Raw genomic sequence first — 16,452 nt, 5'->3', positions numbered from 1 at the left:
AAAAGAAAACGCCGGGGCGGGATTGGGCCCGCGCCCGGCGTGAGGATGCTGCTTGGGAGCAGAGAGGGTCGTCAGAACTTGTAGCGGGCGCCCACGAAGACCTGACGGCCGGTGTGGTGGTAGACGTAGGTGCTGTCGCGCACCCCATCCAGTTCGCTGTGGTTCTGGCGGTTGAACTCGTCGGTCAGGTTGATGCCTTCCAACGACAGGGTCAGGTTATCGGTCAGGCTGTACGAGGCCGAGGCGTCGACGCTGAAGGTCTCCGTCTTGCCTGTGACGGCGATGCCGCGCGTACCGCCGTTGGCCGCCGGAACCTGCTGGTAGTAGTCGTCCCGGTAGGCGCCCGAGATGCGGGCGTTGAACTTGCCGTCGTCGTAGTAAAGCGTCGTGTTCCACGCGTTGGGCGACAGGTTCACCAGATTGGCGGTCACGAACACCGCGCAGGTGGCCGTCGTGCAGTAGTTGATCTCGGATTCGACGTGCGTGTAGTTCGCCTGGATGCCGAGGTTCGAGAATGCGCCCGGCAGGAAGGTGAAGGGCTGCTGATAGCTGATCTCGAAGCCTTTGAGGGGCCCCCCGGGCGTGTTCGTCGGGGTGGAATAGGCGTACGACAGGGTTGGGTCGCGCTGGGGGCTGGCGGGGAAGGCTACAGGATTGAGCGCCGTCAGCTGGGCGTATGGCAGGTTCTGGATCGTGGTCTGAACGTAGGTCGAGATGTCCTTGTAGAAGTAGGCGAAGGACAGCAGGGACTCGGGCGCGAAGTACCATTCCACCGAAAGGTCGTAGGTCTTCGCGCGATAGGGTTCGAGCTCGACATTGCCCAGCGAAGCGCTGGGGTTCGGAGCGGCGACGGCGCTGAGCGTGAAGACCGGAGCGAGACTGGTTGCGGGCGGGCGGGCCATGACCTTGGCCGCAGCGAACCTGACGATCAGATTTTCCATTGGTTCGATCGAGACGTTCACCGACGGCAGGGTGTCGTCATATTCGTTCAGGCCCGTCGTCGGAACCGCGACGCCCGCGACGGCGGAGTAGCCCAGGGCCTCGACTTCGGTCTTCACCTGACGGACGCCCACGTTGCCGCGGAAGGGCATTGAGCCGATCTCGGTGTTCCAGTCCATCTGGACCCACAGACCGGTGTCCTTCTCAGTCACGTTTCGCCAACTGCCCAGCGTCGAGGTGTTCGAGAGACCCAGCAGGCGGAAATCGCCGCCCGGCGCGCCGGTGATGCAGTTGCAGTCCCAGTCGAAGACGTTGCGATACTTCTCGAGGTCCGGAATGACCCAAGAGGTCGCCGAACCGGCCGGAAGGCCAAGGCCCTTGCCGAAACCGGTCAGGATGCTGGTGACGTCAGCGATAGTGACACCGGCGGGCAGGGCGGGGCCCGGGTTGGTCAGGCGGGCCGTGCCGGACCCGACAGACTCATACTCCTTGAAGCTGGCGCCGGCCTTCAGGGTGAAGATGTCGTCCAGCACCCATTTGAAGGCGCCCTCGGCGGTCGTGTAGGTGTTGACCTGCGCCGTGGTGCTGATGCGGATTTCCGACTGCAGCAGGCCGGTCGGGCCCGTGATGCTCCAGTTGGCCGGATTGGCGACATCAAAGCCGTAGGTGATCAGCGGCAGGTTCCGGTCCTGACGGAAATCCCAGCTGTAGCCGTCGGTATTCTGACGATCGATGATGGCCGTGATTGACAGGGGGATGCTGAAGCCCGACCGGGATTGGCCGACGGTGCCGGAGAAGCTGAGGCTGTCGCTGAACTCGTGCTCAAGTTCGGCGGTGTACTGGGTGAAGGTCGTCGCCAGTTCGTCGAAACGCTGCTCGCTGCGCATGTCCATGTCGTCCAGCACGACGTAGACCATTTCGCCGGTCTCGGGATCGACCTCGACGGTGTTGATGTCCACCTCGGGCTTGCCGCCCTGCGAGGCGTTGCGGCTCAGCGACCAGGCTTCGAGGAAGTTCTCGTAGCGGCTGGAGTCGAGCTTGGAATAGAGGGCGTCGACAGTGAGGGTCGTGCGGCCATCGTTCGGACGCCATTGCAGCGACAGGGTGGCGCCTGTGCGCTCTTGCGAATGCTCCAGTCGGCCGAAGCGGGGGATGCGCGGGTGGAAGATCCCGCCGGCTGCGGCCGCGCCGCCGGGCAGGGCGGCCGGGTTCTGGAAGCCGTTGTCGCCGTTAGCCGGACCCCAGCGAACCGAGCTGAAGCCTTCCTCGATCGAGTCCTTGTCGCTGTAGGCGATCGAGAACAGCACGCCGACCTGATCGTCGAAGAAGCGGTTCGAGACCAGCGCCGCGTAGCGGGGGCTCCAGGACTCCGACAGGTCGTTGTAACCGAACTGGACCGAGGCCGCGGAGGTGAAGCCGGAGTAGTCGAACGGCCGGCTGGTGCGCAGGTCGACGGTGGCGCCCAGCGACCCTTCCTCGACCTCGGCCGACGAGGTCTTGCGGACGGTGATGTTGTTGAAGAGTTCGGACGCGAAGACGTTGAAGTCGAAGCCGCGGCCGCGGTTGGTGCTGCCCGACGAGTCGGTGGCGCCCGTGGTGGCCTGCGATTCGATGCCGTTGATGCGGGTGCGGGTGAACTCGGAGCTCAGGCCGCGCACGGTGATCGAGCGGCCTTCGCCGGCGTCGCGGTCGATGGAAACGCCCGGGATGCGCTGGATCGATTCGGCGAGGTTGGTGTCCGGGAAGTCGGCGATGTCTTCGGCCGAGATGGCGTCGACGACACCGGCTTCATTGCGCTTGATGTTCAGGGCGCTGGCCAGACTGGCGCGGAAGCCCGTGACGACGACGTCCTCGACGGAGGTGGCCTCCTCGTCCTGGGGCGCAGGATCCTGCGCAGGGTTCTGTGCGGCGGCCGAGCTGGCGGCGGCGAGGGCGAGAACGCCCATGGATGCGCCAAGCAGGCGCGCGCGATTGCCCGTAATGGTTTTCATAGCCTTATCCTCCCAGACGCCGTCGAGCTTCTCGGGCCCGATCAATGCGAAGTAACCGGTGTCATTTCTGCACCACGCCTAAGTGCCACCGGTGTCATCAAAGCTACACCGATTTGCGTTTCCCGCAAGTGACAACAGCGCAACCTTCACTGTTCGGCGGGGTTATGCGGCCATGAACAGGTTCTTTGTCCGCTTCGCCACCTTGACCGCCAAGGTTGCGGGCAAGCCGTGGACATTCATCGGCTGCGTGCTGATCGTCCTGTTGTGGGCGGTGACGGGGCCGATCTTCAAGTTCAATGAAACGTGGCAGCTGGTGATCAACACCGGCACGACCATCATCACCTTCCTGATGGTCTTCCTGATCCAGAACACCCAGAATCGGGACGGCGCTGCAATGCAGGCCAAGCTGGATGAGCTGGTCTTTGCGGTACGGGCGGCGGATGCCCGGTTTATTGGCATCGAGCACCTGACCGAGGATGAGCTGGACAAGATCCTCGAGGAGGTTGAAGCGCGAGGCGCGGCCGTTCACAGCGGCAAGCCGGCGAGGGCGATCAAGGGCAGGCCCGCAAGGAAAGAAATCTCGGCCGACACGCAGCCGGGTGCTGCGAAATCCTCACGCACTTCGAAGGCCCGGGTATGAGCCAGATCTGGGCGAACGTGGTCGGCACCGGCGCCGCCTTGTGCTCCATCGCCAGCTTCGCGCCGCAGATGATCAAGATCTGGCGGGACAAAGACGCTTCGGCGGTGTCCCTGAAGACCTATTCGCTTACCGTCATCGGATTCATCCTCTGGACGACCTATGGGGTCATCAGTGGGGCGTGGCCGATCATCGTGGCCAACAGCTGCGCGCTGGCGATGTCAGCCGTCGTGCTGGGGCTGAAGTGGAAGTTCAGCCGATCAGGCGATCGCGGATAGCCGACAGGATCAGGTCGCAGGCCTCTTCGGGCGATGTGCGCGAGGCGTCGATGTGGATGTCGGGGTCGTTCGGCCGTTCATACGGGCTGTCGATGCCGGTGAAGTTGGTCAGCTGACCCGAGCGCGCCTTGCGATAGAGCCCCTTGGGGTCACGGGCCTCGACGATGTCGAGGGGGGCGTCGACGAAGATTTCAACGAACTCACCCGGCTGCATTCGCTCGCGCGCCATGCGACGCTCGGCGGCGAAGGGCGAGATGGCGGAGACGAGGACAATCAGGCCGGCGTCCGCCATCAGGCGGGCGACTTCGGTCAGGCGGCGAATGTTCTCGACACGGTCGGCTTCGGTGAAGCCGAGGTCGCGGTTCAGGCCGTGGCGGACGTTGTCGCCGTCCAGCAGGAAGGCGTGGCGGCCTTCGGCGAACAGGCGCTTGTCGATCAGGTTGGCGATGGTCGACTTGCCGGCTCCTGACAGGCCGGTGAACCAGAGCACGAGCGGTCGCTGGTGCTTCAGCTCGGCCCGGGCCTTGCGGGTGACGTCGATGGCCTGCCAGCGGACGTTGGACGCGCGGCGCAGGGCGAAGCGGATCATGCCGGCGCCGGCTGTTTCGTTGGTCTGGCGGTCGATCAGGATCAGGCCGCCGAGATCGCGGCTGACCGCGTAGGGTTCGAACGGCACGTTCGCGTCCAGACTCAGGCGGCAGATGGCGATGTCGTTGAGTTCAAGCGTGCGGGCGGCGAGCGGTTCCAGCGTCTCGACGTTCACCTTGTGACGGATCTCGGTGATCCGGCCGGGCAGGGTCGTCGCCCCCAGCTTCACCAGATAGGTCCGGCCGGGGAGCAGGGGGGCGGCCGACATCCAGGCGAGGTCGATCTCGAACTGGTCCGCGATCTCGGGCGCATCATCGGCGGCGGCAAGGACGTCTCCCCGGGCCACGTCTACGTGCTCACGCAAGGTCAGGGTGACGGAGCGATCGGCGCCGGCTTCGTCGAGGTCGCCGTCCATATCGACGATGCGGTCGATGATGGCTTCAGCGCCCGAGGGCAGGACGCGAATCCGGTCGCCGGGGCGAACGGTTCCGAAGACGATCCGGCCTGCGTAGCCCCGGAAATCCCGGTCAGGTCGGTTGACCCATTGAACGGGCATGCGAAACGGAGTCGGCGCGGCGTCGTCGATCGTGACGGTCTGGAGCCAACTCAGCAGGTTAGGGCCCTCGCGCCCGTCATCCGCGGGGCGGGCGACGTTCTCCCCTGTGAGAGCGGACAGGGGGATGGCGTCCACCTGATTCACGCCCAGTTGGGCGGCGAGGACCCGGTAGTCGGCGACGATCTCGTCGAAGACCTCCGGCGACCACCCGACCAGATCCATCTTGTTGACCGCCAGCAGGATGCGGCGAACGCCAAGCAGGGCGACCAGGTAGGTGTGGCGACGGGTCTGCGGCAGGACGCCCTTGCGGGCGTCGACCAGCACCACGGCGATGTCCGCCGTCGAGGCGGCCGTGACCATGTTGCGGGTGTACTGGGGATGACCCGGCGTATCCGCGAGGATGAAACGACGGCCGCCGGTTTCGAACTGGCGGTAGGCGACGTCGATGGTGATGCCCTGTTCCCGCTCTGCCGCGAGGCCGTCGAACAGCCGGGCCACGTCCGGTTCGCCCGAGGTGTCGCGGACGGCGTCGATCTGATCCGCCGGGATCGCGCCGACGTCGTGCAGCAGGCGGCCGATCAGGGTGGACTTGCCGTCGTCAACCGAGCCGCAGGTGATCAGCCGGATCAGGTCGCGAGCCATCAGAAATAGCCCTCGCGCTTCTTCAGCTCCATGGAGGCGCCGGGGTCCTGATCAATCACCCGTCCCTGACGCTCTGACGCGTCGGAGGCCAGCATTTCGGCGATGACGGCGGGCAGGTCGGCCGCGTCGCTCTCGATGGCGCCGGTCAGGGGCCAGCAGCCGAGGGTGCGGAAGCGAACGCGCAGCGTTTCGACGGTCTCGGATGGCCGCAGCGGTGCCCGGTCGTCGTCCAGCACGATCAGAGCACCGTCGCGACGGACGACGGGGCGCTCGGCCGCGAAGTAGAGCGACGCCACCTCAAGCCGCTCGCGCAGGACGTACCGCCACACGTCGATCTCGGTCCAGTTCGAGAGCGGGAACACCCGAACCGATTCTCCCGCATGGACGCGGGCGTTATAGAGCGACCAGAGCTCCGGCCGCTGCGCACGGGGGTCCCACTGGTGCGCGGCGTTGCGGAAGGAGAAGACGCGTTCCTTGGCGCGGCTCTTCTCCTCATCCCGGCGGGCGCCTCCGAAGGCGGCGTCGAAGCCGTGGTGGTCGAGGGCCTGCTTGAGGCCCTGGGTCTTCCACATGTCGGTGTGGACACGGGCGCCGTGGTCGAAGGGGTTGATCCCCGCCGCCTCAGCCTCCGGATTACGCCAGACCAGCAGAGGCATGCCGGCGAGCGCGGCGGCGGCGTCGCGACAGGCGTACATCTCCCGAAACTTCCAGGCTGTGTCGACATGCAGCAAGGGGAAGGGCGGCGGGGCGGGAAAGAAGGCCTTCCGCGCCAGGTGCAGCATGGCCGCCGAGTCCTTGCCCGCGGAATACAGCATGACCGGCCGGGCGCATTCGGCGACGGTTTCGCGCAGGATCTGGATGGCTTCCGCTTCCAGATGGTCGAGGTGGCGATCGTCGGTCAGGGCGCAGCTCTGCAAGGGATTGGCGGCGAACCTGACGGAGGCGGGGGCGGGGATCAAGCGGCCTGAAAGAACAGCCTTCGAAAGTCCGTTTGCATCCGGAATGCCACCGGTGTCATAACTGGCATCGGCCAGCCGGGAGGGCGGCCGCTTTCACCAAGCCCGACAAGAGGCCGTGTCCGATGCCCCATCCGTTGCGTCTTCATCCCGACCGCCTGTTTCCGGCCGATCCGGACACACGGACTGTGGCCCGTCGGCTGTACGCCGAGATCAAGGACCTGCCGATCATCAGCCCGCACGGGCACACGGATCCGTCGTGGTTCGCGCTGAACGAGTCGTTCGCCAACCCGGCGGAGCTGTTGATCACGCCCGACCATTACGTCTTCCGCATGCTCTACAGCCAGGGCGTGGCTATGGAGGACCTGGGCGTTCCCCGGGCGGACGGTGGGGCGGTGGAGACTGATCCGCGCAAGATCTGGCGGCGGTTCGCGGAGAACTATCATCTGTTCCACGGCACGCCGTCGCGCATCTGGCATGACTGGGTTTATTCGGAAGCGTTCGGGATCGACGTGCGGCTGTCGGCCGAGACGGCGGACCACTATTACGATGTCATCGATGCGGCGCTGAAGACAGACGCGTTCCGGCCACGCGCCCTGTTCGACCGCTACAATATCGAGGTGCTGACCACGACGGAGTCGCCGCTCGACGAACTGAAGCACCACCAGACCATTCGAGACTCGGGCTGGAAGGGTCGGGTGCTGACCGCCTATCGGCCGGACCCGGTGCTGGACCCGGACTATGAAGGCTTCCGCGACAATCTGAAGGTTCTGGCCGATCAGACGGGCCGCGATACGCTGAGCTGGGAGGGTTATCTGCAGGCGCTGCGGGACCGCCGGGCCTTCTTCGCGGAGATGGGGGCGACCTCGACAGACCACGGTCACCCGACGGCGTTCACCGCCGATCTGTCGAAGCCCGAGGCGGAGGCGCTGTTCCGTCGGGTCTCGACCGGACCGGCGAGCGCGGCGGACGCTGAGCTGTTCCGCGGTCAGATGCTGACCGAGATGGCGGCGATGTCGGTGGAGGACGGGCTGGTGATGCAGCTGCATCCCGGCAGCTTCCGCAATCACAACGGCACGGTCTTCGCCCGCTACGGCCGGGACAAGGGCGCGGATATTCCGACGCAGACCGACTATGTGCGCGCGCTGAAGCCGCTGCTGGACCGGTTCGGATCGGACCCGCGCCTGACGCTGATCCTCTTCACGCTCGACGAGACCAGCTACAGCCGCGAGCTGGCGCCGCTGGCGGGGCATTATCCGTCGCTGCGGCTGGGGCCGCCGTGGTGGTTCCATGACAGTCCGGAGGGCATGCGCCGGTTCCGCGAGCAGGCGACCGAAACAGGTGGCTTCTTCAACACCGTCGGCTTCAACGACGACACGCGGGCCTTCCTGTCGATCCCGGCGCGGCACGACGTGGCGCGGCGGATGGACTGCGGCTGGCTGGCGAAGCTGGTCGTCGAGCACCGGCTGGAAGAGGACGAGGCGCATGAGACGGCGCGGGCGCTGACCTATGATCTGGTCAAGGCGGCCTACAAGCTGTGACGCGACTGTCGGACCAGACGCTGGCGGGCTTGCCCGCCGAGGTCGCGCGGCCGGGTTATGACCGGGCGGCGGCGAAGACGGGCGTCGTGCATCTGGGCATCGGGGCGTTTCACCGGGCGCATCAGGCGGTCGTGTTCGACGATGCGCTGGCGAGCGGCGACCTGCGCTGGGGCGTGCTGGGGGCGTCGCTGCGGTCACCGGGCGTTCGGGATCAGCTGGACCCGCAGGACGGGCTCTATACGCTGGTCGTTCGCGACGGGGCGGAGGAGCACCTGCGGGTCATCGGCGCCTGTCGCGGCGTGCTGGTGGGGCCGGAGAAGCCGGCGGCGCTGGTCGCGGCGATGGCGGATGCAGATGTGCATATCGTGACGCTGACGGTGACCGAGAAGGGCTATCGGCTGGACCCGACGACGGGCGAGCTGCTGATGGATGATCCCGAGGTAGCGGCGGATCTCGCGGACCTGTCGGCTCCGCGCACGGCGCCAGGCTTCATCGTCGCGGCGCTGCGGGAGCGGAAGGCGAGGGGGCTGAGGCCGTTTACGGTGATCAGCTGCGACAACCTTCCGCATAACGGCAAGCGCATCCGCGCCGGCGTGCTGGCGATGGCGCGGCGGGTGGAGCCGGCGCTGGCCGACTGGATCGAGGCTGAGGGGGCCTTTCCGCAGACGATGATCGACCGGATCGTGCCGGCGACGACGCCCGACGATGTGGCGCGGCTGGAAGCGCGGCTGGGCGTACGGGACGAGGGCATGGTCAAGGCCGAGCTCTTCACCCAGTGGGTTATCGAGAATCGGTTCGCGGGCGAGCGGCCCGATTTCGCGGCTCTGGGCGTCCAGCTGACCGACGCGGTCGAGCCGTGGGAGGACGCCAAGCTGCGCCTGCTGAACGGGGCGCACTCAGCTGTCGCCTATCTTGGCGCACTGTCCGGATATGAGCATGTGCACGAGGCGGTGGCCGTGCCGGCGTTCCGGGCATTCATCGAGGCGCTGTGGGACGAGGCGGAGACGACGTTGAACCCGCCGCCGGGTCTGAACATCGCGGCCTATCGCGCTGAACTGATGGCGCGTTTTTCCAACTCGGCGCTTATGCACCGGACGCGACAGATCGCCATGGACGGGTCCCAGAAGCTGCCGCAGCGGCTGCTGGCCGGAGCGGCGGAACGGCTGGCGGCGGGGCAGGACATCAAGGCGATGGCGCTGGGGATCGCGGCCTGGATGCGCTGGCAATCGGGCGTGACAGAGAGCGGCGAGGCTGTGGTGGTGGACGATCCGCTGGCGGGCCGGACGGCCGGGCTGCTGGCGGGCGCGGACGGCGAAGAGGCCAAGGTCGCGGCCCTTCTGACGCTGTCGGCGGTATTCCCGTCGGCGCTGGCGGCGGACCCGCGCTTTGTCGAGGCGGTTACGGGCGCCTATCTATCCCTCAGCGCGAACGGCGCCGTCGAGGCCGCCCGACGCGTGACGGAGTAAGCCATGAGCCGCGTCCTTGTCCTGAACTCCGTCGACGACGTCGCGATCGCGCTCGACGACATATCCGTGGGCGAGACGCCGGACGGGCTGGTTGCGGCGGCGCGGGCCGAGGTGGCGACGGGCCACAAGATCGCGCGCAGAGCGATTGCGCCGGGCGGCGTGGTCCGGCGCTACGGTCAGGTGATCGGGCGGGCGAAGGTGGACATCGCTGTCGGCGACCATGTGCATGTGCATAACCTCGCCATGGCCGAAGACGGGCGTGAGGCGGAGGTGGGCGTGGATGCCGTGCCGCCGACCCCGCTGGACGGCGCGACCTTCATGGGGATCGTGAGGCCCGACGGGCGGGTCGGGACGCGGAACTATATCGGCGTGCTGACCAGCGTAAACTGTTCGGCGACGGTCGCGCGGCGGATCGCCGACGCCTTTCCCGATAACAGCCTGCCCGCGGGCGTGGACGGCGTGGTCGCCTTCACCCATCAGGGCGGATGCGGCGGCTCTTCGCTGAGCACGGACGTCGAACTGCTGCAACGGACGTTGGCGGGCTATGCGCGGCATCCAAACTTTCATTCGATACTGATCGTCGGGCTGGGCTGCGAGGCGAACCAGATTCCGGACTGGCTGGCGAAGTCGGGCCTTGAGACGGGCGCGGAGTTACGCAGCCTGACGATTCAGGAGGCCGGGGGCACGGCCAAGGCGATCGAGGCCGGGACGGCGATCGTGCGCGGGCTGGTCGAGGAGGCTTCGAAAATCGAGCGACAGCCGGTGTCGGCCGCGCATCTGACCGTCGGCCTGCAGTGCGGCGGGTCGGACGGGTGGTCCGGCGTGACGGCCAATCCGGCGCTGGGCAAGGCGGTCGACCTGCTGGTCGCACACGGCGGCTCGGCGATGCTGTCCGAGACGCCGGAAATCTGGGGCGCCGAGCATCTTCTGCTCAGACGGGCTGCGTCGCAGGGTGTCGCGGACCGGCTGAACGCGCGGCTGGACTGGTGGCGCGTCTACGCCGAGCGGCATCAGATGGAGCTGAACAACAATCCGTCGCCGGGTAATCTGAAGGGCGGGCTGACGACCATTCTGGAGAAGTCTCTGGGTGCGGTGGCCAAATCCGGCTCGACGCCGCTGAACGATGTGATCGGCTATGCCGAGCCCCTGGCGACGAAGGGACTCAGTTTCATGGACAGTCCCGGTTACGACCCGTGCTCCGCCACGGGCCAGATCGCGTCGGGGGCGAATCTGATCGTGTTCACCACAGGCCGGGGTTCGGTCTTCGGGGCCAAGCCGGCGCCATCGATCAAGGTGGCGTCGAATGCGAAGCTGGCCTCGTGGATGGATGAGGACATGGACATCGACGCTTCGCCCGTGCTGACCGGGACCAGTCTCGAAGAGGTCGGTCGCGAGATCTTCGAGGCCATGTTGGCCGTGGCGTCAGGGCAGCCGTCGAAGTCGGAGGCGCTGGGTATCGGCGACAACGAGTTCGTGCCCTGGGCCGTCGGGGCGTACCTCTGAGGGCACGCCCCGCGGTTGGCGATCAGCCTTCCAGCGTCTCGATCAGATCACCCATGTTGCGCACGAAGGCGGCGGTCGAGATGGCCTCGACCGGAAAATCGGTGCGATATGGCGAGGTGTCCCACAGGTCGCCAACGTCGGTCGCCTGATACTCGCCACCCGTGACCGCCGCCGGAGCCTCGCCGATGTAGGGGTTGGAGGTGTTGGTCATCGGCGCCGACCAGTAGTCCTTGCTGCGAAGCGCCGAGAGGACCTCGGCGGCGCGACCGGCGTCGGGCTTGCGCTCGCGACGGCCGTCCGTGGACATGTCCCAGACGTTGACGTCCTTGAGCGTGAAGTATTTCGGCAGTTTCAGCGCGCCGGGACGCTGCTTCAGCGGCGAGGTGCGGCTGATCTCGTCCTGGCTCATGGCCTCGGCGGCGGCGAGTTCAGCGCGCAGGGCGGCGGTGTCGACGATCCGGAACGAGCCGTAGTGGGCCACGACGTTGTTCGGGTTCGTGTCCGCGTAGTACTCGCCATTGGTGATGTTCGAGCCCCGGCGGTGGATGTAGACCGGGGTGTTCGAGCCTTCGAGGATGAAGGTCGGATGGGTCCGGCCTTGCGTGCGCAGCGCGGCCGGGGAGGCGACCTGATCGAGCCAGTCCAGCGCCTCGGGCAGGCGGGCGATGTACTTCCGGTCGCCCGTCAGGCGGTAGAAGCCGATCATCGCGCGGATGTTGCCGGCGGTCGTGTGGGTGGCGAAGGCCTGGGGCTCGTAGGTGCGGGCGCCGGCGGGTTTCAGGCTATCCGGGAAGTGCTGCAAGCCCCACGCCGGCTGGGGCATCGGCTGCTGGGTGCGCACGAAGATGTCCATGCCGCGGTTGATGGCGTCGAGCAGGCGTTCGTCGCCGGTGACCTGATAGGCGTAGAGCAGGAACTCGACGTTCTCGCCCGCCACGTCGTCATTGAAAGTGACGTAACCGGTGTAATCCTCGTGCCCGTGCAGGCCGGCGTCAGCGACGCGTGGGAAGCGCTGCGGCCAGCCGCCATTCGGGTACTGGCTGTCCAGCACGAAGGCGAGCGCCTTGTCGAGCGCGGCCTTGTAGTGCGGCTCGCGCTTCTCGGCCCACATCCGCAGCATGAGTTGGGAGGCCTCGGCGGTGCCGGCGTCGTCGAAGGTGGCGTTGCCGTAGTAGCGCTGGAATTCCTCCATCCGCCAAGCGTTCTTGCCGTAAGTGGCGTACCACTGGCGAAGGTTGTCCTCGCTGACGGTGTCGATGACGTAGTTCCACCCGCCGGCCGGGTGCTGGCCGCGGATAAGGGCGTCGGCGGCGGCCTTTGCGGCCTCGTAGAACTGTTCGTCGCCCGTCGCGTGATAGGCGTCGAGGTACAGGTGGCCGACCGTCGCAGTTCCGGGCGGCTGGACCCAGATCATGGTCGGCGCGGCTTCCAGCTCGCCCCAGCGGCGAGAGAAGTCCGGCAGAACGTTCCAGACATAGCCGCCACCGACGGCGACCTTGTCGGTCATGAAGGCGACTGCGCGCTTCATGGCAGTCAGAATGGCGCCGCGGTCAGGCGCGGCCTGGGCGAAGGCGGGGGCCGCGGTGGCGGTGAAGGCGGTCGCGGCGGCGGCCGAGAGGAGGGTGCGGCGGTTCATGCGCATGGACATGGGAGAACTTCCGATGACGTTTCCACTGGACGGTCTTGTCGCCGTTTGCTGGCGGCAATCAAGCATGGATGACACCGGTTTCCTAGAGGCTCTTTCGACAGTTTGACGCAGGGGAATGCGGGGTCACGACAGGTCAACCTGCCGGTGTCCGGCGATTGCGCGGACTGGGCTCAGCGATTGCCGAAAGGGTAGCGCCAGGCCTCGGAGGCGGCCTTTATCGGAGCGCCGGCCTTCGCCTTGGTCTCGGCGTATTCCGCAGCCGGATCGCTATCGGCGACGACACCGGCGCCGGCCTGAACGTGGATCTGGGCGTTCGCGAACAGGGCGGTGCGCAGGACGATGCAGATATCGGCCTCGCCGCCCGCCGAGATGTAGCCGACGCCGCCGCCGTAGCCGACGCCGCGCTTTAGCTGTTCCAGTTCGTCGATGATCTCCATGGCCCGGACCTTGGGCGCCCCGGAGAGAGTGCCCGCGGGCAGGGCGGCCAGCAGGGCGTCGACGGCGTCGAGGTCGTCGCGGGCGCGGCCCTGAACGTCCGAGACGATGTGCATGACCGAACTGTAGCGCTCGACCACGAAGCTTTCCGTCACCTCCACGCTGCCCGGCGCGGCGACGCGGCCCACGTCGTTGCGGCCGAGATCCAGCAGCATCAGGTGCTCGGCGCGCTCCTTGGGATCGGCCAGCAGTTCAGCTTCCAGCGCCCGGTCGGCTTCGGGGGCCTCGCCACGGGGCCGCGTGCCGGCGAGGGGGCGGATAGTGACGCGCCCGTCCTTGAGGCGAACCAGAATCTCGGGGCTCGAGCCGGCCAGCTGGAAGTCGCCGAAATCGAGGAAGTACAGATAAGGCGAGGGGTTCTGCCGACGCAGGGCGCGATAGAAGGCGAAGGGGTCGGCCTCCCATGTCGCCGAGAACCGGTGGCTAAGCACGACCTGAAAGATGTCGCCGGCGGCGATGTAATCCTTGGCGCTGGCGACCAGACCGGCGAAGTCCGCCTGATCCACCGGCGAACGGAAGTCGGGCGCCGGAACGGGAACGGCGGTCGGGGCGGCGGGCAGGGGCGCCCGGAGGTCGGCCTCGAAGGCGTCCAGGCGGGCCACGGCGGCCGCGAACGCCGCGCGGGCCGACAGGCCGCTGTCGGGATAGGCAGCCGAGACGAGGACAATCTCGTGCTTCACTGAATCGAAGATGGCCACGAGAGCGGGGCGGGTCAGAACAGCGTCGGGCAGGTTGAGCGGGTCGGGATTGGGCTCGCCCAGCGGCTCCAGCAGGCGGACCATGTCATAGCCGAACACGCCGAACAGGCCGGCGGCCATGGGCGGCAGCCCCTCGGGCAGATCGAACCGCGACGCGGCCATCAACGCGCGGAGAGAGGTGAGGACGTCGCCGTGTTCGGCGCTGAAGGCGTCGGCGGCTATGGCCTCGCCGCGGGCGACCTCGGCGCGGCCTGAACGGCAGCGCCAGACCACGTCGGGCTCGCGCGTGATGATGGAGTAGCGGCCATTGACGGCGCCGCCCTCGACCGACTCGAGCAGGAAGGCGTTGGTGCGGCCCCGGCCGACCTTGAGGAAGGCCGAGACCGGGGTCTCCAGATCATCGACCAGCCGACGCAGGACTACCTGCGGCCGGCCGGCTTCCCAACCGGCCGCGAAGGCCTCTGGCGACGGCTGCGCGTCGCCGTCGGTCATTTGGCGGGCGGAGCGCCCGGAGCTCCCGGAGCGGCGGCGGCCGGCGCTTCTGCCTCCAGACCCAGGGCGCGGCGCGCCTGGGCGAGATCGAAGCTCGCCTTCACGCGGCGGGCCGCGCTTTCGATGGCGGTCTCGAGGAAGGACTGACCGATTGTGCCGGCCATGCGCTGACGCCATTGTACGGCCTCGCCCGCGGCCAGCGCCGGGGTGGCGGCGATGATGCGGTCGACGCGGCCGATAACGATGCCGCCGGTTTGGGCCGGACGGCTGAACGGCTGGCCGCGCGGGCTGGAGAACAGGCCGGTGATGACGGCCTCGCCGTACTGCTGTGCGGCTTCCTGACTCTGGGCCACGCCGGCCTGTGTGGTCACCGGGGCGTTCAGCGAGGCGGCGACGGCGGCGAGGGTCTCGCCGCGACGCAGGCGGGCCGTCACTTCGTCCGACTTGGCCGAAAGCAGGCGGGCGTTCTCGCGGCCGACCCAGGCGGCGGTCAGCTGGGGACGGATCTGGTCCAGCGCCGGCATGGCCGCGGGGAGGATGTCGTCGATGCGGACCGCGTAATATTGACCCTCGGTCAGCGGAGCGACTTCGCTGACGCCGCCCTTGGTGAGGCGCACGATGTTCTGAAGCATGGCCGGCGGGATGTTCAGCTGCTGGCCTTCGGGCGTGGCGCCTTCACGGGTGATGGGCGGCAGGCTGATGAACCGGGCGCCGACCTGGGCGACGGCCTGCTCGGGCGTGCGGCCCTGACGACGGGCGGCCTCGTAGGCCTCCACACGGCCGAAGACCTTGGCCTTGGCCTCGGACTCGCGCAGCTCCTGCACGATCTGGTCGCGCACGTCCGCAAGCGTCGCTTCACGACCCGGGGTGATGCTGGCGACGCGGGCGACGACGAAGCCGACCTGCGCCTGAACCGGCGCGGAGACCTGATTGGCGGCGAGACCGAACACGGCCGCGGCCACCGCCGGATCGCCGATCGCGGCGCGCGGGGTCTCGGCGTAGTTGGCGGGCTGGATGTTGTTGGCCGAGGCCACGGCGGCCGGAGCCTGACCCGCGCGCAGGGCGGCGGCGATGCGGTCGGCGACCTGACGGTTCGGGGCGGTCAGGGTTACGAAGGTGCGCTTCTCCGGCACCGACAGCGTGTCGCGGCGGAAGTTGAAGCGCTCCTGAATCTTCTCTTCGCTGATCGGCGTCTGAAGGTCGGCCGGGTTGTCGAAGGCGATGATCGACGCCTTGCGCAGCTCCGGACGACGCAACTGGGCGGCGTTCTGGGTCATGAAGGTATTGAGCTGGGCGTCGGTCGGAGCGGGAGCCGCGCCGGCCATGGCCTGCGTCAGGATGAACCAGCTGCCGTCGCGGGTCTGCTGCGTCTGGTTGGCGATCACCGCGCCATAGATGCGGGGCAGGCGGGCGCCGGCCTCGACCGCCGAGCCGTAGTGCATCAGCACATACTGGTCGCGCATCTGCTCTTCCAGCACCTCGGGCGTCATCTTGGCTTCGGCCAGTGCGCTGACGTACGCGTCCTGACTGAACTGCCGGGTAATGGGGTCGAAGAAGCGCTCCACCTTGCGGATTTCACGCAGGACCAGTTCGTGGCCGGGGCGGATGCCGACCCGATCGGCCCAGGCGAGGAAGCCCAGTTCCTTGGCGCGCTGGCTCAGGCTGGAGGCGAAGCCCGGATCGGCGGCCAGTTCCTCGACGCTGGGCGCCTGACCGTTCTGGCGCTGCTGCTGGTCGCGCACCTGTTCCACCATCTGGCGGAACTCTGCGTCGTTCAGGCTGCGGTCGCCGGCCGAGATGACCTGGGCCGGCTGCAGGGCTCCGATGACGTCCATCTGCGAGCCGCCGGTGAACAGAAGGGCGACGGCGACGAGGGCGAGCAACCCTACGGCCCACTTGGACCGGGAGAAGTTGCGGAACAGGGTGATCATCGGAAAGGGGTCCTGCGAGCGGAGTCGTATGCGGCTATAGGCGGTGACGACCCGGCGCGGCAAGATGATGGCGGACGACAACGGCTTGGCT

At 67.5% G+C, this 16,452-nt stretch carries 11 protein-coding genes; 5 read left to right on the top strand and 6 right to left on the bottom strand.

Going from position 1 to position 16,452, the window contains the following annotated elements; all coding sequences use genetic code 11:
- Positions 1-71 precede the first annotated feature (71 nt).
- Positions 72-2,930 carry a TonB-dependent receptor gene (locus ACIQC9_RS05505; RefSeq protein WP_400613234.1) on the bottom strand — a complete coding sequence of 953 codons (2,859 nt, stop codon included), beginning with the start codon at positions 2,928-2,930 and terminating at the stop codon, positions 72-74.
- A gap of 172 nt (positions 2,931-3,102) precedes the next feature.
- On the opposite strand from ACIQC9_RS05505, the gene ACIQC9_RS05500 reads away from it, so the two are divergent.
- Together ACIQC9_RS05500 and ACIQC9_RS05495 are read left to right on the top strand one after the other, a co-directional pair.
- Positions 3,103-3,570, top strand: a complete 468-nt coding sequence (locus tag ACIQC9_RS05500; RefSeq protein WP_400613231.1) for a low affinity iron permease family protein — start codon at positions 3,103-3,105, stop codon at positions 3,568-3,570.
- Positions 3,567-3,845, top strand: coding sequence for a SemiSWEET family sugar transporter (locus ACIQC9_RS05495; RefSeq protein ID WP_400613230.1), 279 nt, complete (start codon positions 3,567-3,569; stop codon positions 3,843-3,845). Before ACIQC9_RS05500 ends, ACIQC9_RS05495 begins: the two co-directional genes overlap by 4 nt.
- Here the strand turns inward: ACIQC9_RS05495 and cysC are convergent.
- Both cysC and cysD read right to left on the bottom strand, forming a co-directional pair.
- A complete protein-coding gene (gene cysC / locus ACIQC9_RS05490) occupies positions 3,820-5,631 on the bottom strand; it encodes an adenylyl-sulfate kinase (protein ID WP_400613228.1) in 1,812 nt (603 codons plus the stop codon). The two genes, ACIQC9_RS05495 and cysC, sit on opposite strands and share 26 nt — an antisense overlap.
- On the bottom strand, positions 5,631-6,548 hold the full coding sequence (gene cysD, locus ACIQC9_RS05485; RefSeq protein ID WP_400615396.1) for a sulfate adenylyltransferase subunit CysD: 918 nt from the start codon (positions 6,546-6,548) through the stop codon (positions 5,631-5,633). Before cysD ends, cysC begins: the two co-directional genes overlap by 1 nt.
- Positions 6,549-6,712: 164 nt before the next feature.
- On the opposite strand from cysD, the gene uxaC reads away from it, so the two are divergent.
- The 3 genes from uxaC to ACIQC9_RS05470 are packed head-to-tail and all read left to right on the top strand — an operon-like array spanning position 6,713 to position 11,097.
- On the top strand, positions 6,713-8,128 hold the full coding sequence (gene uxaC / locus ACIQC9_RS05480; RefSeq protein ID WP_400613226.1) for a glucuronate isomerase: 1,416 nt from the start codon (positions 6,713-6,715) through the stop codon (positions 8,126-8,128).
- A complete protein-coding gene (locus ACIQC9_RS05475; RefSeq protein WP_400613224.1) occupies positions 8,125-9,594 on the top strand; it encodes a mannitol dehydrogenase family protein in 1,470 nt (489 codons plus the stop codon). The genes uxaC and ACIQC9_RS05475 overlap by 4 nt, the downstream gene beginning before the upstream one ends.
- A gap of 3 nt (positions 9,595-9,597) precedes the next feature.
- Positions 9,598-11,097 (top strand): UxaA family hydrolase, encoded by a 1,500-nt coding sequence (locus tag ACIQC9_RS05470; protein ID WP_400613221.1) that lies wholly within the window; start codon positions 9,598-9,600, stop codon positions 11,095-11,097.
- Between the two features lie 22 nt (positions 11,098-11,119).
- Here the strand turns inward: ACIQC9_RS05470 and ACIQC9_RS05465 are convergent, their stop codons facing one another.
- The 3 genes from ACIQC9_RS05465 to ACIQC9_RS05455 form a co-directional block, all read right to left on the bottom strand.
- The gene (locus ACIQC9_RS05465; RefSeq protein WP_400613219.1) at positions 11,120-12,745 is read right to left on the bottom strand and encodes a pectate lyase; all 1,626 of its coding nucleotides are present in this window, start codon (positions 12,743-12,745) and stop codon (positions 11,120-11,122) included.
- Positions 12,746-12,915: 170 nt separating this feature from the next.
- Positions 12,916-14,430 (bottom strand): anthranilate synthase component I, encoded by a 1,515-nt coding sequence (gene trpE, locus ACIQC9_RS05460; RefSeq protein ID WP_400613217.1) that lies wholly within the window; start codon positions 14,428-14,430, stop codon positions 12,916-12,918.
- Positions 14,427-16,361 (bottom strand): peptidyl-prolyl cis-trans isomerase, encoded by a 1,935-nt coding sequence (locus tag ACIQC9_RS05455; protein ID WP_400613215.1) that lies wholly within the window; start codon positions 16,359-16,361, stop codon positions 14,427-14,429. Before ACIQC9_RS05455 ends, trpE begins: the two co-directional genes overlap by 4 nt.
- Between the last annotated feature and the right edge of the window lie 91 nt (positions 16,362-16,452).

Source organism: Brevundimonas sp. NPDC092305 (assembly GCF_044755415.1).
GTDB lineage: Bacteria > Pseudomonadota > Alphaproteobacteria > Caulobacterales > Caulobacteraceae > Brevundimonas.
The sequence above is the reverse complement of the archived record's forward strand: the minus strand, read 5'-3'. Positions and strand labels throughout refer to the sequence as shown.

Coding starts and splice junctions, on each gene's coding strand:
- ACIQC9_RS05505 (WP_400613234.1), bottom strand. CDS start 2,930: ATGAAAACCATTACGGGCAATCGCGCGCGCCTGCTTGGCGCATCCATG.
- ACIQC9_RS05500 (WP_400613231.1), top strand. CDS start 3,103: ATGAACAGGTTCTTTGTCCGCTTCGCCACCTTGACCGCCAAGGTTGCG.
- ACIQC9_RS05495 (WP_400613230.1), top strand. CDS start 3,567: ATGAGCCAGATCTGGGCGAACGTGGTCGGCACCGGCGCCGCCTTGTGC.
- cysC (WP_400613228.1), bottom strand. CDS start 5,631: ATGGCTCGCGACCTGATCCGGCTGATCACCTGCGGCTCGGTTGACGAC.
- uxaC (WP_400613226.1), top strand. CDS start 6,713: ATGCCCCATCCGTTGCGTCTTCATCCCGACCGCCTGTTTCCGGCCGAT.
- ACIQC9_RS05470 (WP_400613221.1), top strand. CDS start 9,598: ATGAGCCGCGTCCTTGTCCTGAACTCCGTCGACGACGTCGCGATCGCG.
- ACIQC9_RS05465 (WP_400613219.1), bottom strand. CDS start 12,745: ATGTCCATGCGCATGAACCGCCGCACCCTCCTCTCGGCCGCCGCCGCG.
- trpE (WP_400613217.1), bottom strand. CDS start 14,430: ATGACCGACGGCGACGCGCAGCCGTCGCCAGAGGCCTTCGCGGCCGGT.
- ACIQC9_RS05455 (WP_400613215.1), bottom strand. CDS start 16,361: ATGATCACCCTGTTCCGCAACTTCTCCCGGTCCAAGTGGGCCGTAGGG.